We start from the raw sequence: 23,511 nt of genomic DNA, 5'->3' as shown, positions 1-23,511 counted from the left end.
TGAATCCTACGATCGGGCGATCCGCACCATGTCGTTCCGGTCGACAACCTTCACGCGCTCGCGGCTGTGCTCGTGCGCCGCGCCCAGCGCGATCTCGTGCTCGTCGAGCTTCTCCCAGCCCTCCCACGTGGTGACCTCGAGGCCGCGCTCGGCGAAGTACGCGTCGACCGCCTCGCGGGCCGGCTGCTCCAGCTCTTCCCACGTTCCCTGAGCCTGTCGAAGGGCGACGTCGCTGAGCAGCAGCTCGACGGTCTGGGCGGCGTCGGACTTGGTGTGCCCGATCAGGCCGACCGGGCCGCGCTTGATCCACCCGGTGACGTACGCGCCGGGGAGCGGCGAGCCGTCGATGTCGATGACGCGACCACCGTCGTTGGGCACCACGCCGCCGGCGAGGTCGAACGGCAGGCCGGCGAGGTTGTCGGAGTAGTAGCCGACGGCGCGGTAGACCGCCTGCACCGGCCAGTCGACGTGCTCACCGGTGCCGCGGACGTTGCCGGTGCCGTCGAGCTCGGTGACCTCGGTGCGCAGGGCGACGACGCGGCCGTCCTCGCCGAGGATCTCGACCGGGCTCTGGCAGAAGTGGATGTGGATCCGGTGCGGCGCGCCGCTCGGCTCCTTGGCCAGGTAGTTCTGCAGCACGTCGACGACGAGCTTCTGGCTCTTGGCCGCGCGGATGGCGTCCATCGAGCCCTCGTCGAGCTCGAAGCCCTCCGGGTGCACGATGACGTCGATGCTGGGGGAGTGGCTGAGCTCGCGCAGCTCCATCGGCGTGAACTTCACCTGGGCCGGGCCGCGGCGCGCGAACACGTGGACGTCCTTGGTGGCGTTGCGGCGCAGGCCGTCGGCGACGTTGTCCGGGATCTCGGTGACGAGCAGCTCCTCGGCGGTCTTCGCGAGGATGCGGGCGACGTCGAGGCCGACGTTGCCGACGCCGAGGACGGCGACGGTCTCCGCGTCCGGCTCGAACGGCCACTCGCGGTCGACGTCGGGGTGGCCGTCGTACCAGGACACGAAGTCGGCGGCGCCGAACGAGCCCTTGAGGTCGATGCCGGGGATGTCGAGCTCGCGGTCGCGGCGCGCTCCGGTGGCGAAGACGACCGCGTCGTAGAACTGGCGCAGGTGGTCGAGCTTGAGGTCGTCGCCGTAGGAGACGTTGCCGAAGAACCGGATGTCCGGGTTCGACAGCACACGCTTGAGCGCCTTGACGATCTCCTTGATGCGCGGGTGGTCCGGTGCCACGCCGTAGCGGATGAGCCCGAACGGCGTGGGGTCGCGCTCGATGAGGTCGACAGTGACGCTCTCGACGCCCTCGGGGAGCTCGGACTTGGTGAGGATGTCCGCGGCGTAGATGCCGGCCGGACCGGCGCCCACGACGGCGACGCGCAGCTGTCTGCTCATGGGCTCAAACTTAGGGGGCCCTGACAAACGAACTAGAACACGTTCCACCATGTGGACCGTGCCTGACCTGCGGTGATGTGAATCAGGTCACACTCAGGAGGCGAGGATGCCGTCGCGGATGGTCTGCGCCATCTTCGACCACTTGAACGACTCGGTGTACTCGCGACCGGCGTCCAGCTGCTCGGGGGTGCGCTCCAGGGCCTCGTGCATCGCGGCCGCCAGCGTCTCGGGCCGGATGTCGTGGGCGATGGTGGCGTGACCGCCGCTGATCTCCACGACGGCCGGGTCCGTGGAGATGACCACAGGGACGCGGAGTCGCAGGGCCTCGATGGCCGGGAGGCCGAAGCCTTCGAAGTCGGACGGGAAGATCACCAGGCTGGCGCCGGTGAAGCAGCGCTGGAACTCCTTGTCCTCGAGGAACGGCATCAGCTCGACGCGGTCCTGGATGCCGAGCTCGGCGACCAGCGCGGTGCAGACCTCGCGGTCGGCCTTGCTCATGGCGACGAGACGCAGCGTCATGTCGTCGTTCTTCTCGCAGAACAGAGCCCAGCCGTGCAGCACCTCGTGCACGTTCTTGTTGGACGTCTGGCCGAACGCCACCGCCCACGGCGGGGACTCCGGCTTCGGCTCGCCCCAGGTGTCGACGTGGTCGGCGCCGTAGTACGCGACCGTGGTGCGGCCCTTGAGCCACGGGCGGGACTTCTCGAGGTCGTCCTGCGTGCGGCCGGTGATGGTGAAGACCGCGTCGGCGGTGCGCAGCGACCAGCCCCAGGTGACGGCCCGCACGGCGCGGGACTGACGGCTGAACTGGGCCGGGCGCAGCTCGTGGCGGAGGTCGTGGACGACGACGGCGCGCTTCGCCTTCGTGCCGGCGAGCGCGCTCGCGGTGACCGCGCAGACGACGGCGTCGGCGCCGATGGCCTTCGTCTTCCGGCGCAGCCCGAACGAGCGGCGCCAGGCGGTGCCGAGCTTGCCCGAGACGGGCGACTCGACGGACTGGAGCTCGACGCCCGGCGGCAGCGGGAACGGCGACTCACCCTCGGTGAGGACGGTGATCCGGTCGCCGTGCGGGAGCTCCGACCACCCCTGCACCATGTTGCCGATGACGATCGAACCGCTGCCCGGCTTGATGCCGAACGCGTCGAAGACGATGTGCATGCGCGGAACCCTACCCGCGGACTGACCGGCTCCATCTAGAGTGTCCGGGTGACTTCCCCCTCTGCTGATTCTCCTGCGTTCGAGCGCGACGTCGTCGTCGTCGGCGGCTGCGGCCGTGTGGGTCTTCCGTTGGCGATCGCGTTCGCCAAGGAGGGCCAGAACGTGGCCGCGTACGACCTGAACGAGCTCACCGTGAAGACCGTCAACGACGGCACGATGCCGTTCGACGAGCCCGGCGCCGAGGAGGCGTTGCGTGAGGCCGTCGACGCCGGCCGCCTGGTCGCCAGCACGGACGCCTCCGTCGTCGGCAGCGCCCGCCACGTCATCGTGGTCATTGGCACCCCGGTCGACGAGCACCTGAACCCCGACCCCAACTCGCTGCCCCGCGCGCTCTCCGCCTGCTTCGAGCACTTCCGCGACGGTCAGCTCGTCGTGCTGCGCAGCACCGTGTACCCGGGCGTCACCGCGCTGATCGAGCGCAAGTTCGCCGAGGGCGGGATCGACGTCGACGTCGCGTTCTGTCCCGAGCGCATCCTCGAGGGACACGCGATGGAGGAGCTGTACTCGCTCCCGCAGATCATCGGCACCCGCACCGAGTCCGCCAAGGCCCGCGCCACCGAGCTGTTCGGCGTGCTCGCCGACAAGCTCGTCTACACGGGCCCGGAGGAGGCGGAGCTGGCGAAGCTGTTCACGAACGTCTACCGCTACATCCAGTTCGCCACGGTCAACCAGTTCTACATGATGGCCAACGAGCGCGGCCTCGACTTCGAGGAGATCCGCCGAGCCATCACGCAGGACTACGACCGCGCCAAGCACATGCCGCGCGCCGGCTTCGCCGCCGGCCCGTGCCTGTTCAAGGACACGATGCAGCTGGGCGCGTTCAACGACAACAACTTCGCGCTCGGCCACGCCGCGATGCTCGTCAACGAGGGCCTGCCGCTGCACGTCGTCAGCCGGCTGGAGGAGAAGTACGACCTGTCCACGATGACGGTCGCGATCCTCGGCATGGCGTTCAAGGGTGGCTCCGACGACACCCGCGAGAGCCTGTCCTACAAGCTCAAGCGCATCCTCACCTTCAAGGCGGGCGAGGTGCTCACCACCGACCCGTACGTCACCACGGACCCGGAGCTGCGCCCGCTCGACGAGGTGCTCGAGAAGGCCGACCTCGTCATCATCGCGACGCCGCACCCCGACTACCGTGGCCTCGACATCTCCGCACCGGTCGCCGACGTGTGGAACCTCTTCGAGCAGGGAGTTCGCATCTGATGCCCAAGGTGCTCATGACCGGGTCCGCCGGTTTCATCGGTGGCTACCTCGTCGAGGCCATGCTGGCCAAGGGCTGGGACGTCGTCGGGATCGACAACTTCAGCAAGTACGGGCCGGTGCAGCGCTCGTACGACGACCACCCGAACTACCACTTCGTGGAGGGCGACGCCCGCGACACCGACCTGATGGTCGAGCTGCTCGACGGCTGCGACCACCTCATCGCCGCCGCGGCGATGATCGGCGGCATCTCGTACTTCCACGCCCACGCGTACGACCTGATGGCGATCAACGAGCGCATCATCGCGTCGTCGTGCGACGCGGCGATCAAGGTGTTCCCGAAGGGTCAGCTCAAGAAGGTCACGTACCTGTCCAGCTCGATGGCGTACGGGTCCACGGACCGGTGGCCGTCCGTCGAGGGCGACGAGCTGACCATCCCGCCGCCCGGCTCGAGCTACGGCTTCCAGAAGCTGGCCGTCGAGTACTGGGCCCGCGCCGCGTGGCAGCAGTACAAGCTGCCGTACACGATCGTCCGGCCGTTCAACGCCGTCGGCGTCGGCGAGACCCGCGCGCTTGGCGACGTCGCGGAGGAGTCCGGCAACGTCAAGCTCGCGCTGAGCCACGTCGTGCCCGACCTGATCCAGAAGCTGCTCAAGGGTCAGGATCCGCTGCACATCCTCGGAGACGGCAGCCAGGTGCGCTGCTACACGCACGGCTCCGACCTCGCCGCCGGCATCATCGCGACGATGGAGCACGAGGCCGCCACGAACGAGGACTTCAACATCTCCACGCCCACGCCCACCACGGTGCTCGAGCTGGCCGAGGCGGTCTGGCGCAAGATCAAGGGCCCGGACGAGCCCTTGCGCGTCGCGCACGACGACCCGTTCGAGCACGACGTCCAGAAGCGCATCCCGTCGGTCGACAAGGCACGTGACCTGATCGGGTTCGAGGCCAAGGTGACGCTCGACGAGATGCTCGACGAGCTGATCCCGTGGATCGAGGACGCCCTCGAGAAGGATCTGCTCTAGCCGAGCCGATCCTGCAGCCAGGCGATGTCGTCCAGATGACCGTCGCCGGGTGTCTCGAGGATGACCGGGGCACCGGCGTCGCGGACGATCGCGGTGAGCAGATCGGGGTCGACGTGGCCCTGGCCGAGGTTGGTGTGGCGGTCGGCGCCGGAGTCGAAGGCGTCGCGGCTGTCGTTGCAGTGCACGAGGTCGATGCGGCCCGTGATCTTCTTGACGTCGTCGACGATGGTCTCCAACGCGTTGCCGCCGGCATGCGCGTGGCAGGTGTCCAGGCAGAACCCGACGTTCTCGGAGCCCGACGCCGACGAGATGGCGTCGAAGACGCCGGCGATGCGGTCGAGGTAGCGCGTCATGGCGTTGTCACCACCCGCGGTGTTCTCGATCAGCACGGGGACCTTGAGGTCGGTGGCCTCGATGGCCTTGCGCCAGTTGTCGAAGCCGATGGCGGGGTCCTCGCCGGCCTCCAGGTGACCGCCGTGCACGATCAGGCCCTTGGCGCCGATCTCGGCCGCACCGTCGACGTGCTTCTGCAGCAGCTTGCGCGACGGGATGCGGATGCGGTTGTTGGTGGTGGCCACGTTCACGAGGTACGGCGCGTGGACGTAGAGGTCGACGCCGGCCTTCTCGGCGTCGGCCTTGAGCTGCTCGGCGCCGCCGGCGTACTTCACCTCCGGCCCCTTGTAGCCCTGCGGGTTGCCGAGGAAGAACTGGACCAGCGCGACGTCGCGGGCCGCGGCCTCGGCGATCGGATCGACCTGGTCGACGTGGGCTCCGATGGTGATCATGATCGCTAGTCTCCCTCTATGGGTCTCGTCTCACCGAACCTGCCGGACCTCGACGTCGAGGAGTGGCGCGCCAAGCCGCGCGCCGAGCGCACCAAGGCCCTCCAGCAGCACTGGGCCACCAACGGCTTCGGCACCCCGTACGCCGTGTACCTGCTCTACGTCCTGAAGATCGGGCTCTACATGCTCGGCGGGCTGCTGTTCGCCGCGTCGACGCCGGGCATCGGCGGTCTGGGCGACCTGTCGGACTGGTGGAACCAGCCGGTCGTCTTCCAGAAGGTCATCCTCTGGACGCTGATGTTCGAGGTCCTCGGCTTCGGCTGCGGCTTCGGGCCGCTGACGCTGCGGTTCCTGCCGCCGATCGGGACGTTCCTGTACTGGCTCCGGCCCGGCACCATCCGGCTGCCTCCGTGGCCGGACCGCGTTCCCCTCACCCGCGGCTCGCGGCGGACGATCGTCGACGTGGTGCTCTACCTGGGCGTGATCGCCGCGGCGCTCTACGCGCTGCTCGCCCCTGCCGACCGCCTGGTGACGGGCTTGAACGGCGACGGGTTCGCGATCCTCGAGCCGCACCGACTCGTGCCGCTCGCAGTCCTGCTGCCCCTGCTCGGCCTGCGCGACAAGACGATCTTCCTGGCCGCCCGCGCGGAGCACTACTGGGTGACGCTGCTGGTCTTCTTCTTCCCGTTCGTCGACATGATCGTCGCGGCGAAGCTGATCATGGTCGCCATCTGGTGGGGTGCCGCGACGTCGAAGCTCAATGACCACTTCCCGTACGTCGTCGCCACGATGCTGGCGAACTCGCCGCTCGTGCCGCCGTTCCTCAAGCCGTTCCTGTGGCGCGACGTGAAGGAGGACGTCACGCCGTCGCCGTACGCACGGTTCGTCGCGCACGCAGGAACGGTCGTCGAGTTCGGCATCCCCCTCGTGCTGCTGCTGTCGACCGGCGGCTGGTTGACCCTCGTGGCCCTGCTGGTCATCACGCTCTTCCACCTCAACATCCTCAGCGCGATTCCGATGGGCGTCCCGCTGGAGTGGAACGTGATGATGATGTTCGGCGCCTGGGTGCTGTTCGGCGAGTACTCCGACTACGGGTTCGGCGACGTCACCCAGCCGCTCCTCGTCTACGGGCTGCTCGCGCTGATCGTGGCCGCCGTGGCCTGGGGCAACGTGCGTCCGGACCAGTGGTCGTTCCTGCCGTCGATGCGCTACTACGCGGGCACCTGGGCGACGTCGGTCTGGCTGTTCCGGCCGGAGGCCGAGGAGGTCTACGCGCAGAAGATCGCCAAGGCGGCCCAGCTCCCGCAGCGCCAGCTCGCGCGGCTGTACCCGCCGGAGGCCGTGGACCTGATGATGGGCAAGCTCGGCGCCTGGCGCGGCTTGCACCCGCACGGGCGCGCGATGGCGGGCCTGTACCCGCACGCCGCCGACGACCACGAGGACCGGCTGGTCCTCGACGGCGAGATGGTGGCCGGATCGGCGATTGGCTGGAACTTCGGCGACGGGCACCTGCACCACGAGGCGCTCCTCGCCGCCGTCCAGGAGCGCTGCGGGTTCGCGCCCGGCGACCTGCGGGTGATCATGATGGAGTCGCCGCCCATGGGGCGGCCGGTGCAGCAGTACCGGATCCACGACGCCGCGACCGGCCTGATCGAGTCCGGCGAGGTCGACGTCGCCGAGATGATCAGCCGGCAGCCCTGGGACGGGAGCCTGCCGTTCCGGGTGGTTGCACGGACCGACGACTCCGCGCGGTAGCGCGCCGGCCGCGTCACCTTAGGGGCGCGAGATCGTTGAAATCGTGGCAGCATGCATCTACTCCCAGTTGTGCCTTGTGAGCCGTTGCGGGGGACGGGTCACCACTCCCGAAAGGTCCCCTGCACATGAATCACAAGAAGATCAAGGGTGGAGCCCACAAGCGGCCGTCCGCCACCAAGGAGCACATCGCCTCCGCCACGACCAAGGGTGGTCTCCTCGCCGGCAGCGGCGTCCTCGGCCTCGCGGCGATCTTCGCCGGACCGGCCGCAAGCCCGTCGGCGGCCCCGTCGGATGACGTCCAGCTGTCCGCGAACTTCCTGCAGACGCTCGTCAAGAGCCTGATCAGCAACGGCACGAGCAGCGCGACCGGAGACGGTGGCGACGCCGGCCTGCTGCTCGGCAAGGGCGGCAGCTCGGCCCTCGGCACCGGCGGTGACGGCGGCCTGATCGGCAGCGGCGGCAACGGTGGTACCGCGGGCGGCGACGCCGGCCTGATCGGCAAGGGTGGCGACAGCGCGCTCGCCGGCGGTGACGGCGGCGACGTGCTCGGCTTCGGCGGCGGCGCGCTCGTCGGCACCGGTGGCGACGGCGGCCTGATCGGCGGCGGCGGCGACGTCATCGCCGGCGACGGTGGCGACGCCGGCCTGATCGGCAACGGCGGCGACAGCTACACGGTCGGCAGCGGCGGCGAGGGCGGAGCCGTCCTCGGCAACGGCGGAAGCGTCGGGGTGATCGGCGACGGTGGCGACTCCACCGGCCTGATCGGCAACGGCGGTGACGGCGGAGGCTTCATCGGCAATGGCGGTGACGGCGGTGCGGTCATCGGCAACGGTGGCGACGCCGACGGGTTCGGATCCGGCGGTGACGGCGGCCTGATCGGCACCGACGGCTCCTGACCGTCCAGCACCAACGCACGGCGCCCCATCGTCCGCGGTGGGGCGCCGTCGTGTGCGGCACTACGGTGTCTGCATGACCACCGCCGTCGTGATCGGCTCCGGCCCCAACGGGCTGGCGTGCGCGATCGCGCTCGCCCAAGCCGGGCTTGACGTCACGGTGCTGGAGGCGAACGACGAGATCGGCGGCGGCATGCGGTCGGCCGAGCTCACGGTCCCCGGGCTGCTGCACGACGTCTGCTCGGCCGCGCACCCGACCGCCATCGCGTCGCCGTACTTCCAGACGCTGGGGCTGGAGCGGTACGGCCTGGAGTGGGCGTGGACCGACGTCGAGGCCGCGCACCCGCTCGACGGCGGCCGCGCGGGCGCGATGTACCGGGACGTCGGGCGCACGGCCGACGGGCTCGGCGTCGACGGCGAGGCCTGGCGGAAGCTGTACGAGCCGCTCGTGGCCCAGGCCGATCAGCTCGTCGGCGACCTGTTCGGCCCGATCGTCAGCATCCCGCGGCACCCGATCGGCATGGCCCGGTTCGGCCTGCGCGCGCTGCAGCCGGCCACCTGGATCGCCCGGCGCTGGGAGACCGACGAGGCGCGCGGGCTGTTCGCCGGCCTGGCAGCGCACGCGATCTCCCCGCTGGACCGGCCCACCACCGGTGCGCTCGGGATGATGTTCGGCGTCTTCGGCCACGCCTACGGCTGGCCGGTCGCCGTCGGCGGGTCCGCAGCCATTGCCCGCGCGCTCGAGGCGGTGCTGCGCGAAGCGGGTGGCCGGATCGAGACCGGCCACCGGGTCACCGAGCTGCCCGAGGCCGACGTCGTCGTGTTCGACACGTCCCCGGACCAGGTCCTGTCGCTGGCCGGCCACCGCTTGCCGCGACGCGTGGCGAGGCCGCTGCGGCGGTGGAAGCACGGCCCGGCCGCGTACAAGGTCGACCTCGCGGTCGAGGGCGGCATCCCGTGGACGAACGAGGTCGCGCGGCGCGCGGGGACGGTGCACGCGGGCGGCACGATCGAGGAGATCGTGGCGGCCGACAGCGACGCCGTCGCCGGGCGCATGCCGGAGCGGCCGTTCGTGCTCGTCTGCCAGCAGTACCTCGCCGACCCGTCGCGGTCGGTCGGCGACGTCCACCCGGTCTGGTCGTACGCGCACGTGCCGCACGGCTACACCGGCGACGCGACCGAGCACGTGATCCGGCAGATCGAGCGATTCGCACCCGGCGTCCGCGACCGCATCGTCGCGATCTCCACGCGCAACCCGGCCGAGGCGTACGCCGAGAACGCCAACTACATCGGCGGCGACATCACCGGCGGCGCCGGCACGCCGCTGCAGACCGTCTTCCGCCCACGGGTCACGCACAACCCGTACTGGCTGGCCGACGGACTGTTCCTCTGCTCGGCCTCGACCCCGCCCGGGGGCGGGGTGCACGGCATGGGTGGGTACCGCGCTGCGCAGTCGGTCCTGCGTTCGCTATAAGGTAAGCCAAGCCTTACCCCCCATCCCGGAGGTCGAACGATGACCGCACGCCGGCTCGGTGCCGTGCTCGCCGCCCTGCTGACCCTCACCACGCTCAGCGCGTGCGGGGGTGACGACGGCCCGGAGGTCGTCGTGTACAACGCGCAGCACGAGGAGCTCATCGCCGCCGTCGCGAAGGCGTTCGAGAAGAAGACCGGCGTCGACGTCAAGCTCCGCAACGGCTCCGACCTCGAGCTCGCGAACCAGCTCGTCACCGAAGGTGACCGGTCGCCGGCCGACGTGTTCCTCACCGAGAACTCGCCCGCGATGTCGCTCGTCGACGCCGCCGGGCTGTTCGAGCCGCTCGACCAGTCGACGCTGGCCAACATCCCCGACCAGTTCCGCCCCGACAACGGCCACTGGACCGGGTTCGCCGCGCGCTCGACCGTGATGGTCTACAACACGTCGATGGTGAAGCCGGCCGACCTCCCGACCTCGCTGCTGGACGTGGCGAAGCCGGAGTGGAAGGGCAAGATCTCGTTCTCGCCGACCGGCGCCGACTTCCAGGCGATCGTCAGCGCCGTCCTCGCGCTCAAGGGCGAGCAGGCCACGCGTGACTGGCTCAAGGGCCTCAAGGCCAACGGCACCGTCTACGACGGCAACAACGTCGTGCTCGAGTCGGTGAACTCCGGCCAGACCGCCGCCGGGATCATCTACCACTACTACTGGTACCGCGACCAGGAGGAGGCCGGCGACAACAGCGACAACACGAAGCTGCACTTCTTCGGCGAGAAGGACCCGGGCGCGTTCCTCAGCACGTCGGGCGCGGGCGTCCTGGCCGGTGGTGACCACCAGAAGGACGCGCGGGAGTTCGTGAAGTACCTGACGAGCGCCGAGGGCCAGAAGATCATCGCCGACAGCTACGCGCTCGAGTACACGCTGAACCCGGACGTCCCGCTCACCCGCGGCGTGAAGCCGCTCTCCGAGCTCGACCCGCCGGACGTCGACATCAGCTCGCTCAACAGCAAGCGCACGGTCGAGCTGCTCCAGGACGCCGGCTTCCTGTGAGCCGACCCTCTGCGGCGTTGGTCGCGGGTGCCGCCGTCGCGGTGCTCACGCTCATCCCGCTCGGGTACATCGTCTGGGCGACGGTCGAGATGGGGCCGGGCGAGCTGCACGACCTGCTGATCCGGCCCCGAGTCGGGGAGCTGCTCGGCAACACCGTGACGCTGCTCGTGGGCACCGTCGTCGCGACCACGGTCATCGGGGTCGCGGCGGCGTTCGTCGTGGTGCGCACCGACGTGCCGTTCCGCCCGCTGTGGCACGTGCTGCTGGCGGCGCCGCTCGCCGTGCCGGCGTTCGTGAACTCCTACGGCTGGGTCTCGTTGACCCACGCCGTGCAGTCGTACCAGGGCGCCGTCCTGGTCGTGACGCTCTCGTACTACCCGCTCGTGTACCTGCCGGTCGTCGCGGCGCTCATGGGCCTCGAGGCCGCACCGGAGGACGTCGCGCGGTCGCTCGGCCGGTCGTCGTGGCGCACGTTCTGGACCGTCGTGTTGCCAAGGCTCTCGCCCGCCGTGCTCGGCGGCGCCCTGCTCGTCGGCCTCCACGTGCTGGCCGAGTTCGGCGCGCTGCAGCTGCTCGCCTTCCCGACGTTCACCACCGCCATCTACGGGCAGTACCGCTCCGCCTTCGCCGGCGACGCGGGCACGGTGCTCGCCGGGGTGCTGGTCACGCTGTGCGTGCTGCTGCTGACGCTGGAGCTGCTGGCCCGCGGCCGACGGCGCTACGCCCGCGTGGGCCGGGGCGCCGGTCATCCCGCGGAGCGGATCGTGCTCGGCCGCCGGGCTCCCGCCGTGCTGCTGGCGCTGCTCGGCTTCGTGACGCTGACGCTGGGCGTGCCGCTGGCGTCCCTGGCCCACTGGCTCGCGGTCGGATCGTCGACGGAGTTCCCGATGGGTGAGCTGTCCTCCGCCCTCGGCAGCACCGTCGCGCTCGCGCTGGCGGGCACTGCGGTCACCACGCTCCTCGCGCTCCCGGTTGCCTGGCTGGCAGTCCGGCGGCGCGGACCGGCGGCGATGCTCGTCGAGCGCGGCACCTACGTGGCGAACGCCTTGCCAGGCATCGTCGTCGCCCTGGCGCTCGTCGCGGTCTCCATCCGGGCGGTCCCGCCGCTGTACCAGACGCTGCCGCTGCTCCTGGTCGCCTACGCGATCCTCTTCCTCCCGCGCGCCGTGGTCAGCGTGAAGGCGTCCCTCGAGAACGCGCCGCCACTGCTCGACGACGTCTCGCGCAGCCTCGGCCAGTCGGCCTGGTCCACGTTCCGCCGCGTCACGCTGCCGCTCGTCGCCCCCGGCATCGGGTCCGGTGCCGCCCTCGTCTTCCTGGCCATCAGCACGGAGCTCACCGGCACCCTGCTGCTCGCGCCGATCGGCACCACGACGCTGGCGACGGAGTTCTGGAACAACTCCTCGTCCGTGCAGTACGGCGCCGCCGCCCCGTACGCGCTGCTGCTGATCCTCGTGTCCATCCCGGCGACGTTCCTGCTGGCCCGCCAGGCGACCCGCAAGCCGACCGTCGCCGAACCGGTGGTGCTCGCAGCATGAGCGACGTCGCGATCAAGGGACTCTCCAAGGCCTACGGCCCGCAGCCGGTGCTGCGCGCCGTCGACCTCTACGTCCCCGACGGCTCGATCACGTCCGTGCTCGGCGCGTCCGGCTGTGGCAAGACCACCCTGCTGCGCATCGTGGCGGGCTTCGTGCGCTCCGACGCGGGGTCGGTCACGATCGGCGGCCGCCTCGTGGAGGACCCCGTCACCTGCGTCGCGCCGCAGCACCGCGGGGTCGGCTACGTGCCCCAGGAGGGTGCGCTGTTCCCGCACCTCGACGTCGCCGCCAACATCCTCTACGGCCTGCCGCGGCGGGCTCGCACGAAGAGCCGCCTGACCGAGATGCTCGAGATCGCCGAGCTCTCGCCGAGCCTCACCGGGCGCTACCCGCACGAGCTGTCCGGCGGCCAGCAGCAGCGCGTGGCTCTCGCGCGGGCGCTCGCCCCGGCCCCCACCGTGGTCCTGCTCGACGAGCCGTTCTCGTCCCTCGACGCACGACTCCGGGTGAGCGCGGGCCGGGAGGTCGCGCGGGTGCTCCGCCACGCGGAGGCCACGGCGCTCATCGTCACCCACGACCAGGGCGAGGCGCTCTCGCTCGCCGACCAGGTCGCCGTCATGCGCGAGGGCCGCTTCGTCCAGGTCGCGTCGCCCTCCGACGTCTACGACGCCCCGGCTGACCCGGCCACCGCCGAGTTCGTCGGCGGCGGCACCGTGCTCGACGCCGAGGTGCGCGGCGGGGTCGCGAAGACTGCGGCCGGCGAGCTCGTGGTCGAGCCCGCGGTGGAGGGCCACGCCCGGCTCGTCGTCCGGCCGGAGCAGGTCGAGATCGTCGCGGCCGGGGAGGAGACACCCGCCACCGTGAGCGAGGTCGACTACTACGGAGCGCAGGTCGTCGTGCACCTCGAGCTGCGGGACGGCACGGCGATCATGGCACGCGGGCCGGCATCGCGGCCACCGTCGGTCGGCGACCTCGTGGGCGTCGTCGTCCAGGGGTCCGTCCGCGGCTACGGGGTGGACGCATGAGCCTGCAGGTCCAGGGGGTGTTCGACCTCTCCCGCTACGGCGACGCCCCGGCTCTCGTGCTCGACGATCGTCTCGTCACGTATGCGGAGCTGCAGCAGCTGGTGAACGACCGTGCTGCGTGGCTCGGTCCGGTCCGGCGGCTCGTGATGGTGGAGGGGGCGAACGCGCTCGAGCCGATCGTCACCTACCTCGCCGCGCTGGCGGGAGGGCATCCCGTCCTGCTGGTCCCGGGCACGCGCGAGGGGGCGCCCCGGCGGCAGTGGGACCGGTTGCTGGAGTCGTACCGGCCGGACGTCACCCATCGTCGCGACGGAGTCTGGAGCCTCGAGGAGCATCGGGCGGGAACCGTCCACGAGCTGCACCCCGACCTGGCGCTGCTGCTGGGCACGTCCGGGTCCACCGGCACGCCGAAGCTGGTCCGCCTGTCGCGCGAGAACCTCGTGACCAACGCCGAGGCGATCGCCGAGTCGCTGGGCATCACCGCCGACGACCGCGCGGCCACGTCGTTGCCCGTCCACTACTGCTACGGCCTGTCCGTCCTCAACAGCCACCTCGTCCGTGGGGCGTCGCTCTGGCTGACCGAGCGGTCCGTCGTCGAGGACGAGTTCTGGGACGGGTTCGCGCGGCACCGCGCGACGTCGTTCGCCGGCGTGCCCTACACGTTCGAGCTGCTCGAGCAGAGCGGGTTCGAGGGGCGGGACCTCTCCTCGCTCCGCCTCGTCACCCAGGCGGGTGGCGCGATGCCCGCGGACCGAGCTCGGGCTTGGGCCCGGCGCGGCGAGGAGCACGGCTTCGACCTCGTCGTCATGTACGGGCAGACCGAGGCGACGGCGCGGATGGCGTACCTGCCGCCGCACCTGGCCGCCGAGCGGGCCGGGACGATCGGCATCCCGATCCCGGGGGGCGACCTGCGCATCGAGGGCGGAGAGCTCGTCTACTCCGGACCGAACGTCATGCTCGGCTACGCCGAGACGCCGGCCGACCTCGCGCTCGGCCGCACCGTCCACGAGCTCCGCACCGGCGACCTCGCCCGCCAGCACGACGACGGCCTGTACGAGATCACCGGCCGCTGCAACCGGCTGGCGAAGCTGTTCGGCACCCGCCTCGACCTCGACGTCGTCGAGCGGCTTCTCGGCGAGTGCGGCATCGACGCCCGCGCGATCGAGCACGACGGCCGGCTCGCCGTCTTCGTCCGGCGGCACTCGCTCGCCGAGCGCGTGAGCGGATTGATCCAGAGGGAACACTGCCTCCCAGCGCACGCGGTGGACGTGACGATCGTCGACCGGTTCCCCGTGACGCCGAACGGCAAGACCGACTACCCGGCGCTGGCCCGCCACGTCGCGGATCGCCCAACGGTCGACGACTCCGTGCGGGCGATGTACGCCACCGTGCTGGGACGGCCGGACGCCGGCGACGACGACTCGTTCGTGAGCCTGCGCGGCGACTCGCTGTCGTTCGTCGAGGTGTCGTACCGGCTGGAGCGGATGCTCGGGCACCTGCCGCGCGACTGGCCCGAGCGGTCGATCGCCGAGCTCGACGCGAGCACCCGTCGTCGCCGGCGCTGGACGACGCGGCTGGAGACCGCCGTGGTGCTGCGCGCCCTGGCGATCGTGCTGGTCGTCGGGTCGCACGTCGAGCTGTTCGACCTCATGGGCGGGGCGCACGTGATGCTCGGCGTCGTCGGCTTCAACCTGGCGCGGTTCCAGCTGGCGGCCGTGCCGCGTCGCGAGCGACTCGCGCTGGTGGGTGCGTCGCTGCGCGAGCTCGTCGTGCCCGCCGTCCTGTGGATCGGTGGGGTCGCGCTCGTCTCGGGGAAGTACGACCTCTCGACCGTCCTGCTGGCGAACTCCTGGTTCGGCCCGGGCCGCTTCACCGACCAGTGGCAGTTCTGGTTCCTCGAGGCCGTGCTCTGGACGGTGCTCGGGATCGGCGCGCTCGTCGCCGTCCCGGTGGTGGACCGGTGGGAACGCGCTCGCCCGTTCGCGGTCGCGCTCGTCGTGCTGGCCGCGACGCTGGCGCTGCGCCTGGTCCTCGCCGGGATCGAGGCCGGCCCGCTCGAGCGGTACGCGGTCCCGACGGTGGCATGGTCGGTGGCGCTGGGCTGGGTGATCGCCCGGGCGACGTCGGTGCCGCAACGGGTGCTGGCGTCGGCGCTGGTCGTCGTCTCGTGCGCGGGGTTCTTCGGCGAGCCGCGGCGTGAGGTCCTGGTCATCGCGGGGCTCTTGCTGCTCGCGTGGCTCCCGCGGGTCCCGGTGCCGGCACTGCTGGCGCGGGTGATTGTCACCGTGGGCGCGGCGACGTACTTCATCTACCTCACGCACTGGGTCGTCTACCCGCCGCTGGAGGTCGACCACTCGGTGTTGGCGCTGCTCGCGTCGTTGGCGGTGGGCATCGTGACGTGGCAGGCGTACGGCCTGCTGCGACGTCGCCTGACGCGCTGAAATTTCGTAGAGTTGAGCGGAATGGACTCAACTTTGGCGAGGTTGTACCAGGTATGGATCTCTCGACGTTCACCACGCGCAGCCAGCAGGCGCTGGCGAGCGCCATCCAGTCCGCGGCCGCGGCGGGTCAGCCCGCCGTGGAGCCGCTGCACCTCCTCGACGCGCTACTGACCCAGCCGGGCGGCACGACCGCCCCCCTGCTCGCCGCCGCGGGCGTCGACCCGCAGGCCGTCACGGCCCAGGTGAAGGACGCGATCGGACGACTGCCGTCCGCCTCCGGCGCGAGCGTCGCCTCGCCAGGCCTGTCCCGCAGCAGCCACGAGGTGCTGCAGCGCGCCCAGGACCTCGCGGCGCAGCTGGGCGACGAGTTCGTGTCCAGCGAGCACCTGGTGGTCGGCATCGCGACGGTGGAGTCGCCAGCCCGCGACGCCCTGACCTCGGCCGGTGCCACCCCGGACTCGCTGCAGGCGGCCTTCACCGCCGTTCGCGGCAGCACGCGGGCCACGAGCGCCGACGCCGAGGACACCTACCAGTCGCTGGAGAAGTACGGCGTCGACCTCACCGCCGTCGCTCGCGAGGGCAAGCTCGACCCGGTGATCGGCCGTGACGCCGAGATCCGTCGTGTCGTGCAGGTGCTGAGCCGGCGCACCAAGAACAACCCCGTGCTCATCGGCGAGCCCGGCGTCGGCAAGACCGCCGTCGTCGAGGGGCTCGCGCAGCGCATCGTCGCGGGCGACGTCCCGGAGTCGCTGCGCGGCCGCCGTCTCGTCGCGCTCGATCTCGGCGCCATGGTCGCGGGTGCGAAGTACCGCGGTGAGTTCGAAGAGCGCCTCAAGGCCGTGCTCGCGGAGATCAAGGAGTCCGAGGGCCAGGTCATCACGTTCATCGACGAGCTGCACACGGTCGTCGGCGCGGGCGCCGGCGGCGACAGCGCGATGGACGCCGGCAACATGCTCAAGCCGATGCTCGCCCGCGGCGAGCTCCGGATGATCGGCGCCACCACGCTCGACGAGTACCGCGAGCGGATCGAGAAGGACCCCGCGCTGGAGCGTCGCTTCCAGCAGGTCTTCGTCGGCGAGCCGAGCGCCGAGGACACCATCGCCATCCTCCGTGGCCTGAAGGAGAAGTACTCCGCGCACCACGGCGTCCGGATCTCCGACGCTGCGCTGGTCGCCGCCGCGACGCTGTCCGACCGCTACATCCCGGGCCGTCAGCTGCCCGACAAGGCCATCGACCTGATCGACGAGGCCGGCAGCCGCCTGCGCATGGAGATCGACTCCAGCCCCGTCGAGATCGACGAGCTCCGCCGCTCCGTCGACCGCCTCCAGATGGAGGAGATGCACCTCGCCAAGGAGGACGACGACGCCAGCAAGGAGCGGCTCGCCGCCCTGCGCACCGAGCTCGCCGACCAGCAGGAGACCCTGCGCGCCCTCGAGCAGCGGTGGGAGGCCGAGAAGCAGAGTCTCAACGCCGTCGGCGAGATCACCAAGCGCATCGACGAGACCCGCGTGGCCGCCGAGCGGGCCCAGCGCGAGGGCGACCTCGAGACGTCCAGCCGGCTGCTCTACGCCGAGATCCCGGCCATGGAGAAGCAGCTCGCTGAAGCCCAGGCCGCTGAGTCGTCCTCCGCGTCCGAGGAGCGGATGGTGCACGAGGAGGTCGAGGCCGACGACGTCGCCGAGGTGGTGGCGTCGTGGACCGGCATCCCGGTCGGCCGCCTGATGGAGGGCGAGACCGGCAAGCTCCTGCGCATGGAGGAGGTGCTCCACGAGCGCCTGATCGGGCAGGACGCCGCCGTCACCGCCGTGTCCGACGCAGTCCGCCGCTCACGCGCGGGCATCAGCGACCCCGACCGCCCCACCGGCTCGTTCCTGTTCCTCGGCCCCACCGGCGTCGGCAAGACCGAGCTCGCCAAGACGCTCGCGGAGTTCCTGTTCGACGACGAACGGGCGATCATCCGCATCGACATGAGCGAGTACGCCGAGAAGCACAGCGTCGCGCGGCTCGTCGGCGCCCCTCCGGGCTACGTCGGGTACGAGGAGGGCGGCCAGCTCACCGAGGCCGTGCGCCGTCGCCCGTACTCGGTGGTGCTGCTCGACGAGGTCGAGAAGGCGCACCCGGAGGTCTTCGACATCCTCCTGCAGGTGCTCGACGACGGCCGCCTCACCGACGGCCAGGGCCGCACGGTCGACTTCCGCAACACCATCCTGGTGCTGACGTCGAACCTGGGCTCGAGCTTCCTGGCCGACCCGGCCCTCGACGACGCCGCGACGAAGGACGCGGTGATGGAGGTCGTGCGCGCGTCGTTCAAGCCGGAGTTCCTGAACCGGCTCGACGAGGTCGTCATGTTCGACGCCCTCGGCACCGACGAGCTCACCCACATCGTCGACCTGCAGCTCGACGCCCTCGGCAAGCGCCTCGCGCAGCGTCGCATAACGCTCGAGGTCACCGACGCCGCCAAGGAGTGGCTCGCCCTCACCGGCTGGGACCCGGCTTACGGCGCCCGCCCGCTCCGCCGCCTCGTGCAGCAGGCCATCGGCGACCGGCTCGCCAAGGCCCTGCTCTCCGGCGACGTCCGCGACGGCGACACCGTCCGCGTCGACCGCGCCGAGGACGCCGACGAGCTGACGGTCCAGTCGATCTGATCACGCATGTCGCTTCGGTCGCAGAACTCCCTCCCGCGGCTTCGCCGCTAGCGACCGTTACCCTCACCTCGGTCGCTAGGGCCGAAGGCCCGCGAGGGAGCGCCAGCGACCGAAGCGACGACCGCGTCACGGCTGACTGCGGAACGCGTCGGGCGTCGTCGACGCCGACGAGCTGACGGTCCAGTCGATCTGATCACGCATGTCGCTTCGGTCGCAGAACTCCCTCCCGCGGCTTCGCCGCTAGCGACCGTGACCTCACCTCGGTCGCTAGGGCCGGAGGCCCGGGAGGGAGCGCCAGCGACCGAAGCGACGACGTGTCACGGCTGACTGCGGAACGCGCCAGGGGTGGTCGACGCCGACGAGCTGACGGTCCAGTCGATCTGATCACGCATGTCGCTTCGGTCGCAGAGCTCCCTCCCGCGGCTTCGCCGCTAGCGACCGTGACCTCACCTCGGTCGCTAGGGCCGGAGGCCCGGGAGGGAGCGCCAGCGACCGAAGCGACGACGTGTCACGGCTGACTGCGGAACGCGCCGGGGGTGGTCGAGGTCCATTTCTGGAACGCACGGCTGAAGCTGCTGGCGTCGGCGTAGCCGAGGCGGTCGGCGACCTGCGCGACGGACAGTGACGTCGTGTTGAGCAGCCGGACGGCCTCGGCCTTGCGGCCGGCCTCGACGAGCTGACGGAAGCTGGTGCCGTGCTCCTTCAGCCGGCGCTTGAACGTCCGGCTGGACATCGAGAGGCGCTCGGCCACGGTGTCCAGGTCCGGCAGGCTGCCGGGCACCTCGCGCAGCGCGGCCTGCACCTGCACGACGAGGTCGCCGTCGAGGCCGAGCTGCTCCAGCTCGCGCCGCAGCTGCTCCTCCACCATCGCGACGGTGCCGAGGTTCGCGGTCTCAGGGGTCAGCTCGAGGTCCGACGCCGGGAAGCGTGCTTGGTTCACGCCCATGTCGAAGCGCATCGCGGGCAGGCGGTCCTTGAACCGTGCGTGGTAGTCGGGCTCGGGGTAGTCGAACCACAGCTCCAGCTCCTCGGGCCGCCGGAGCCGGTCGGTGAGGATCGGCGCGATGCGGGCGATGCCGACGAGGAACAGGTCGAGCGTGCACTGGCGGACCGGTCCGAGCGGGGCGTTCTCGACGACCTCGATCGCCGCGACGGGGCCGTCGACGGTGAGCGACATCGTGAGCATCGGCAGCCGCGCCGGCATGTACCGCTCGCTGAGGCCGATGGCCTGGCGCACGGTCGGCGAGCTGAGCAGCCCGTAGCCCATCAGCCCGTGCGAGGTCAGGCTGCTGTGCAGGCCGATCTCGTAGCCGATCGCCGGCTCGCCGCTCAGCTCCATCGCGAAGAGCAGGAGGGCGCCGGACTGCAAGGCGGACAGCCGCCCGTTGGGATCGGCCATCAGCTCGGCCGGGACGCCGGCGGCCGCCAGGAGGTCCGCCGGGTCGACGTCGTGCGTGGCGGCGACGTCGAGGATGAGCTGGCCGTACCCGACCGGCACGGCCGGTCGGCTGAGGTCGTCCAGCTTCATGTGGCCCATCCTGCCAACAACTTCGGCCCGTGGCGTCATGGTCTCCGCGCAGGTCCGAGCAGAAACTGAGGCACATGACCAAAGAAGTGAGCCGCCGCACGATGCTCAAGGCCGCCGGTGGCGCGGCCGCCCTGACCTCTCTCACGTCGATCGGTCTCGGGGCCTCGCCCGCGGGCGCCGTCGGCAACGGCTTCGGCCTGACGATCACCGACTACGGCGACTTCGGCCGCATGCAGTACTACCGGTTCGCCACGAGCAACATCGCGTGGCAGCCCGGGGTCAACGTGCTGCTGCCCGACGGCTACGCCACGGAGACATGGCGCCGGTACCCGGTCATGTACCTCCTGCACGGCGGCGTGCAGGACTTCCGGAAGTTCGACATGGAGGACGACATCCGCGGTCTGACCGCCGGGCGCAAGCTCATCGTCGTCATGCCCGACGGCGGTCCGGCCGGCTGGTACAGCAACCCGGTGACCTCCTTCGCGGGAGCGCACAACTGGGAGGCGTTCCACATGAACCAGCTGATCCCGTGGATCGACGCGAACTTCCGCACCTATGCCGAGTACGACGGCCGCGCGGTCTCCGGCTTCTCCATGGGCGGCTTCGGCGCGCTCAAGTACACGGCCAAGTACTACGGCCACTTCGCGTCGGTCAGCGCGCACTCCGGCCCGGCCAGCCTCCGCCGCGACGCCGGCCTGGTCGTCCACTGGGCCAACACCAGCTCGGCGTTCGCCGAGCTCAACGGCGGCACCGTCTACGGCGCGCCGTTCTGGGACCAAGGCCGTGTCACCGCGGACAACCCGGTGGAGCGGCTCGAGAGCTACCGCAACAAGCGCATCTTCCTGGTCTGCGGGCTCGACGAGGACGTCAACGAGACGCCGGTCCGCAACGGCCAGCGCGAGTTCCGCGGCCTGCTCAACCAGCGCGGCATCCCGCACGAGTGGTACGAGCTGCCCGGCGCGCACTTCGTCCGCCGCGACATGCTGCAGCGCGACATCGACGGCGTCATCGCCCGGCTCAAGAAGGCCTGAGCGAGACCTCCAGGCGAGCGCCCAGGTCGACCCCGACGAGGGCGCGACCCTGGTCGTCGGCGATGGTCGACGTCTCCAGCCCGCCGCTGACGACGTACGTGCGGCCCGGCACGAGGCGCTCGACGGCGAGGGTGGTGCGCACCGCGCCCTTGCCCGGCAGGAGCACGAGGTCCAGCGCGTGGCCGTCGGTGACGGCGCGGGCCACCAGCACCTCTGGGTAGGCGGCCTCGGCGAGCACCGGGCCGGTCAGCCAGGCCGACGGGGCGCCGTGCGCGACGAGGTCGCGCAGCCCGTCCCGGCGGCCGAAGCGCCCGAGGTTCGCGTAGTGGTTGGCGAGCCCTGAGGAGTCCGCCAGGCGGCGAGCGCCGTCCTGCTCGGCGACGGGCTCGCGCTCGTCGATCGTCCGCTCGGCGGCGAGCGCGTACTCCTCGTCGCCCACCTCGCGGGCGGCCATCATCGTGACGATCTGGCCGAACGTGTCGCGGCCCATCAGGTAGTTGCCCGGGTCGAGCCCGCTGGTGAGGAACGACGGGAGCTGCAGCTGCCCGTCGCGGATCGTCAGGCGCTCGCGCAGGAGGTACCAGGTGCGCAGCGACAGCTCCGGCATGCCGGCGTGCATCCAGTACGCGGTGGTGGTCTGCACCGACGGACTCGCCCAGAAGTTCCAGGACAGGCCGAGGTGCCGGGCGCGGACACCCACGATCTTGCCGTCGGGTCGCAGGAACTCGGTCTCGTAGCCGCGCACCAGGTGGTCGTGCACGTCGGCCGCGTAGGTGGTGCCGTGCAGCCGGTCGTGGCTGATCAGCGTGTTCAGGCCGAACGTGTTGCAGACCGTGTAGACCCAGTTCGGCTCGCACGGGAACAGCGCGTAGTCCGAGCCCGCCATGTTCCGGTGGATCGACGCGGCGAGCGTGCCGAGGTCGTGGTCGTAGGTGCGCGTCGCGGACCAGCGGTAGGGCAGTCCGCCCGGGCGTGAGTAGCGGTCGTCGTTGAGCGTCTCGTACATGCCGACCATGAGGCCGTGGTAGCCGGTCAGCATGATGTTCTCGTCGTTCTCGACCGGCTCGGGGTCCCAGCGCAGGTTGCCCCACAGGTTCTCGCGGGCCCAGTAGCCCCAGACCTTGCGCTGCAGCATCTTCTCGATGGCGTTGCGCTGCGCCTCGGCGAGGTAGCCGGTGAACGCCGGGGTGCGCGTGTACTGCGCCATCGACAGCCCGTACGACAGCGCGTTGAGCTGGTAGCGGAGCGCCGCCTCCCGGTACTGGTCGAGGTGGGTGAAGCCTTCGAACGACTCGAGCGGCTGGAGCGCGAGGTCGAGCCCGTAGCGGAGCCGGGCGAGGTCCTCGGCCGAGCTCTCGACGACCGGCAGTCCGGCGTCGAGGTCGGGCGGACCGCCGACGGTCATGTCGGTCGTCGCCAGCCGGGCGTTCGCGGCCTCTCCGGCCCGGACCTGGGCGCGGTGGCGCACCACGTGCACGGCGACGGAGAGCGCGAGCAGGACCGGCGCGGCGGCCAGTGCGACGAGGCGACCGGAGTCGGAGACGGCGTCGGCCTGCGCCCCCGCCAGGGCGGCAGCGCCCAGCCAGACGATCGGCGGCAGCACGGTCGCCCCGACGAACCACCAGGTGACGAGCGAGAGGACGAACGCCCCCAGGACGACGACCGCGATCCACGGGTGGCCGGCGGCGAGGAAGCCGCCGCCCGGCAGGGCCACGCTGGCGCCGGTCGCGGTCCAGCCCGGTCCGGCGTCGAGCAGTGTCGGCAGCAGCCCGAGCACCCAGATCACCAGGTAGACGGACGCGGCCCGTCCCATGCGCCGGGCCGTGACCGGGCCGAACGCCTTCTGCGGTGTCGGCAGCAGGATCGCGGTGGTCGTGGTCATGCGGGTGCTCCTCTCAGGAGGGCCGGTGCGCGCATCAGCGCGACGCCGGTGGAGAGCAGGGCGAGGCCCGTTCCGTGGACGACCAGCTCGACGACCGTCGACGCCGCTGCGACCTCGATGCCGCCGAGCAGGTGCATGTCGACGAGGGAGAGGACGGTCCACGCCAGTCCGCTGGCGGCGAGGGCCATGCCGACGTGGTTCCCGCGTGAGGGTGCCGGCTTCGACGAGACGGCCAGCAGCACGCACGCCGCGAGGAGGCCGGCGAGGGCGACGTCGCGGACGAGCGAGGACGGGGTCTCGACGGTCCCCAGCAGGTCCAGGCACCAGGTGACCAGGGCATATGCGGCGACAGTGGCGGCGGCGACGAGGGGGAGACCCAGCCGTGCTGAATCTGCCGTCCACGGCCCGGCACCCCCGCCGGGCGTGGCCTCGAGCCTCGCTCCCGGTGCGGGTCGCGAGGCAGCGGGGGCGAACGTCGCGACCGGGGGACGGCGGTCCGGGAACACCGCGAACCAGGCTCGGCGCACACCGGCGATCAGGAAGGCGGCGAGGAGGCAGCAGCCCATGGCGATCCCATCTGAAACGTCCGCGTATCAGATGGGACGCTAGAACGGGAACGTTCG

The 23,511-nt window shown here is 71.1% G+C and carries 17 protein-coding genes; 11 read left to right on the top strand and 6 right to left on the bottom strand.

Annotated features, from left to right (window positions below):
* Window positions 1-6: 6 nt before the first annotated feature.
* Window positions 7-1,398 carry an FAD-dependent oxidoreductase gene (locus FHP06_RS12470; RefSeq protein ID WP_147687123.1) on the bottom strand — a complete coding sequence of 464 codons (1,392 nt, stop codon included), beginning with the start codon at window positions 1,396-1,398 and terminating at the stop codon, window positions 7-9.
* Between the two features lie 93 nt (window positions 1,399-1,491).
* Window positions 1,492-2,556: a glycosyltransferase gene (locus FHP06_RS12465; RefSeq protein WP_147687122.1), complete on the bottom strand. Its 1,065-nt coding sequence runs from the start codon at window positions 2,554-2,556 to the stop codon at window positions 1,492-1,494.
* 48 nt (window positions 2,557-2,604) lie between these two features.
* Between FHP06_RS12465 and FHP06_RS12460 the strand changes: the two genes are divergently transcribed.
* Together FHP06_RS12460 and FHP06_RS12455 are read left to right on the top strand one after the other, a co-directional pair.
* Window positions 2,605-3,822, top strand: a complete 1,218-nt coding sequence (locus tag FHP06_RS12460; protein ID WP_147687121.1) for a nucleotide sugar dehydrogenase — start codon at window positions 2,605-2,607, stop codon at window positions 3,820-3,822.
* A complete protein-coding gene (locus FHP06_RS12455) occupies window positions 3,822-4,847 on the top strand; it encodes an NAD-dependent epimerase/dehydratase family protein (RefSeq protein ID WP_147687120.1) in 1,026 nt (341 codons plus the stop codon). The genes FHP06_RS12460 and FHP06_RS12455 overlap by 1 nt, the downstream gene beginning before the upstream one ends.
* On the opposite strand, the gene FHP06_RS12450 is transcribed toward FHP06_RS12455, so the two are convergent.
* Window positions 4,844-5,632, bottom strand: coding sequence for a deoxyribonuclease IV (locus FHP06_RS12450; protein ID WP_147687119.1), 789 nt, complete (start codon window positions 5,630-5,632; stop codon window positions 4,844-4,846). The genes FHP06_RS12455 and FHP06_RS12450 overlap by 4 nt on opposite strands.
* 18 nt (window positions 5,633-5,650) lie before the next feature.
* Here FHP06_RS12450 and FHP06_RS12445 point away from each other — a divergent pair, with 18 nt between their 5' ends.
* The 8 genes from FHP06_RS12445 (at window position 5,651) to clpB (ending at window position 18,447) form a co-directional block, all read left to right on the top strand.
* A complete protein-coding gene (locus FHP06_RS12445; RefSeq protein ID WP_147687118.1) occupies window positions 5,651-7,384 on the top strand; it encodes a DUF3556 domain-containing protein in 1,734 nt (577 codons plus the stop codon).
* Between the two features lie 125 nt (window positions 7,385-7,509).
* Window positions 7,510-8,280, top strand: coding sequence for a hypothetical protein (locus FHP06_RS12440; RefSeq protein WP_147687117.1), 771 nt, complete (start codon window positions 7,510-7,512; stop codon window positions 8,278-8,280).
* 73 nt (window positions 8,281-8,353) lie between these two features.
* Window positions 8,354-9,751: a phytoene desaturase family protein gene (locus FHP06_RS12435; protein WP_147687116.1), complete on the top strand. Its 1,398-nt coding sequence runs from the start codon at window positions 8,354-8,356 to the stop codon at window positions 9,749-9,751.
* A 39-nt stretch (window positions 9,752-9,790) separates the two neighbouring features.
* Entirely contained in the window at window positions 9,791-10,798 is a 1,008-nt protein-coding gene (locus FHP06_RS12430) for an iron ABC transporter substrate-binding protein (RefSeq protein ID WP_147687115.1), read from the top strand.
* Window positions 10,795-12,336, top strand: a complete 1,542-nt coding sequence (locus tag FHP06_RS12425; protein WP_230973505.1) for an ABC transporter permease — start codon at window positions 10,795-10,797, stop codon at window positions 12,334-12,336. Before FHP06_RS12430 ends, FHP06_RS12425 begins: the two co-directional genes overlap by 4 nt.
* Window positions 12,333-13,361, top strand: a complete 1,029-nt coding sequence (locus FHP06_RS12420) for an ABC transporter ATP-binding protein (RefSeq protein ID WP_147687114.1) — start codon at window positions 12,333-12,335, stop codon at window positions 13,359-13,361. Before FHP06_RS12425 ends, FHP06_RS12420 begins: the two co-directional genes overlap by 4 nt.
* Complete coding sequence (locus tag FHP06_RS12415; RefSeq protein WP_147687113.1) at window positions 13,358-15,802, top strand: AMP-binding protein; 2,445 nt, start codon at window positions 13,358-13,360, stop codon at window positions 15,800-15,802. The genes FHP06_RS12420 and FHP06_RS12415 overlap by 4 nt, the downstream gene beginning before the upstream one ends.
* Before the next feature lie 53 nt (window positions 15,803-15,855).
* Window positions 15,856-18,447: an ATP-dependent chaperone ClpB gene (gene clpB / locus FHP06_RS12410; protein ID WP_147687112.1), complete on the top strand. Its 2,592-nt coding sequence runs from the start codon at window positions 15,856-15,858 to the stop codon at window positions 18,445-18,447.
* A 508-nt stretch (window positions 18,448-18,955) separates the two neighbouring features.
* On the opposite strand, the gene FHP06_RS12405 is transcribed toward clpB, so the two are convergent.
* The gene (locus FHP06_RS12405; RefSeq protein ID WP_187271919.1) at window positions 18,956-19,975 is read right to left on the bottom strand and encodes an AraC family transcriptional regulator; all 1,020 of its coding nucleotides are present in this window, start codon (window positions 19,973-19,975) and stop codon (window positions 18,956-18,958) included.
* Window positions 19,976-20,049: 74 nt separating this feature from the next.
* Here FHP06_RS12405 and FHP06_RS12400 point away from each other — a divergent pair, with 74 nt between their 5' ends.
* Window positions 20,050-21,006 (top strand): alpha/beta hydrolase, encoded by a 957-nt coding sequence (locus tag FHP06_RS12400; RefSeq protein ID WP_147687110.1) that lies wholly within the window; start codon window positions 20,050-20,052, stop codon window positions 21,004-21,006.
* On the opposite strand, the gene FHP06_RS12395 is transcribed toward FHP06_RS12400, so the two are convergent.
* Both FHP06_RS12395 and FHP06_RS16045 read right to left on the bottom strand, forming a co-directional pair.
* The gene (locus FHP06_RS12395; RefSeq protein ID WP_147687109.1) at window positions 20,993-22,888 is read right to left on the bottom strand and encodes a linalool dehydratase/isomerase domain-containing protein; all 1,896 of its coding nucleotides are present in this window, start codon (window positions 22,886-22,888) and stop codon (window positions 20,993-20,995) included. The genes FHP06_RS12400 and FHP06_RS12395 overlap by 14 nt on opposite strands.
* A complete protein-coding gene (locus FHP06_RS16045) occupies window positions 22,885-23,454 on the bottom strand; it encodes a hypothetical protein (RefSeq protein WP_187271918.1) in 570 nt (189 codons plus the stop codon). Before FHP06_RS16045 ends, FHP06_RS12395 begins: the two co-directional genes overlap by 4 nt.
* Between the last annotated feature and the right edge of the window lie 57 nt (window positions 23,455-23,511).

This window comes from Aeromicrobium terrae, assembly GCF_008039565.1.
In the GTDB taxonomy this organism is placed as follows: domain Bacteria; phylum Actinomycetota; class Actinomycetes; order Propionibacteriales; family Nocardioidaceae; genus Aeromicrobium; species Aeromicrobium terrae.
Note: the sequence above shows the minus strand (reverse complement) of the source record. Positions and strands in the feature narration are given on the sequence as shown.

What these genes read in the sequence shown, in the direction of transcription:
- FHP06_RS12470 (WP_147687123.1), bottom strand. Translation starts at nt 1,398, where the DNA reads ATGAGCAGACAGCTGCGCGTCGCCGTCGTGGGCGCCGGTCCGGCCGGC.
- FHP06_RS12465 (WP_147687122.1), bottom strand. Translation starts at nt 2,556, where the DNA reads ATGCACATCGTCTTCGACGCGTTCGGCATCAAGCCGGGCAGCGGTTCG.
- FHP06_RS12455 (WP_147687120.1), top strand. Translation starts at nt 3,822, where the DNA reads ATGCCCAAGGTGCTCATGACCGGGTCCGCCGGTTTCATCGGTGGCTAC.
- FHP06_RS12450 (WP_147687119.1), bottom strand. Translation starts at nt 5,632, where the DNA reads ATGATCACCATCGGAGCCCACGTCGACCAGGTCGATCCGATCGCCGAG.
- FHP06_RS12445 (WP_147687118.1), top strand. Translation starts at nt 5,651, where the DNA reads ATGGGTCTCGTCTCACCGAACCTGCCGGACCTCGACGTCGAGGAGTGG.
- FHP06_RS12440 (WP_147687117.1), top strand. Translation starts at nt 7,510, where the DNA reads ATGAATCACAAGAAGATCAAGGGTGGAGCCCACAAGCGGCCGTCCGCC.
- FHP06_RS12435 (WP_147687116.1), top strand. Translation starts at nt 8,354, where the DNA reads ATGACCACCGCCGTCGTGATCGGCTCCGGCCCCAACGGGCTGGCGTGC.
- FHP06_RS12430 (WP_147687115.1), top strand. Translation starts at nt 9,791, where the DNA reads ATGACCGCACGCCGGCTCGGTGCCGTGCTCGCCGCCCTGCTGACCCTC.
- FHP06_RS12420 (WP_147687114.1), top strand. Translation starts at nt 12,333, where the DNA reads ATGAGCGACGTCGCGATCAAGGGACTCTCCAAGGCCTACGGCCCGCAG.
- FHP06_RS12415 (WP_147687113.1), top strand. Translation starts at nt 13,358, where the DNA reads ATGAGCCTGCAGGTCCAGGGGGTGTTCGACCTCTCCCGCTACGGCGAC.
- clpB (WP_147687112.1), top strand. Translation starts at nt 15,856, where the DNA reads ATGGATCTCTCGACGTTCACCACGCGCAGCCAGCAGGCGCTGGCGAGC.
- FHP06_RS12405 (WP_187271919.1), bottom strand. Translation starts at nt 19,975, where the DNA reads ATGAAGCTGGACGACCTCAGCCGACCGGCCGTGCCGGTCGGGTACGGC.
- FHP06_RS12400 (WP_147687110.1), top strand. Translation starts at nt 20,050, where the DNA reads ATGACCAAAGAAGTGAGCCGCCGCACGATGCTCAAGGCCGCCGGTGGC.
- FHP06_RS12395 (WP_147687109.1), bottom strand. Translation starts at nt 22,888, where the DNA reads ATGACCACGACCACCGCGATCCTGCTGCCGACACCGCAGAAGGCGTTC.
- FHP06_RS16045 (WP_187271918.1), bottom strand. Translation starts at nt 23,454, where the DNA reads ATGGGCTGCTGCCTCCTCGCCGCCTTCCTGATCGCCGGTGTGCGCCGA.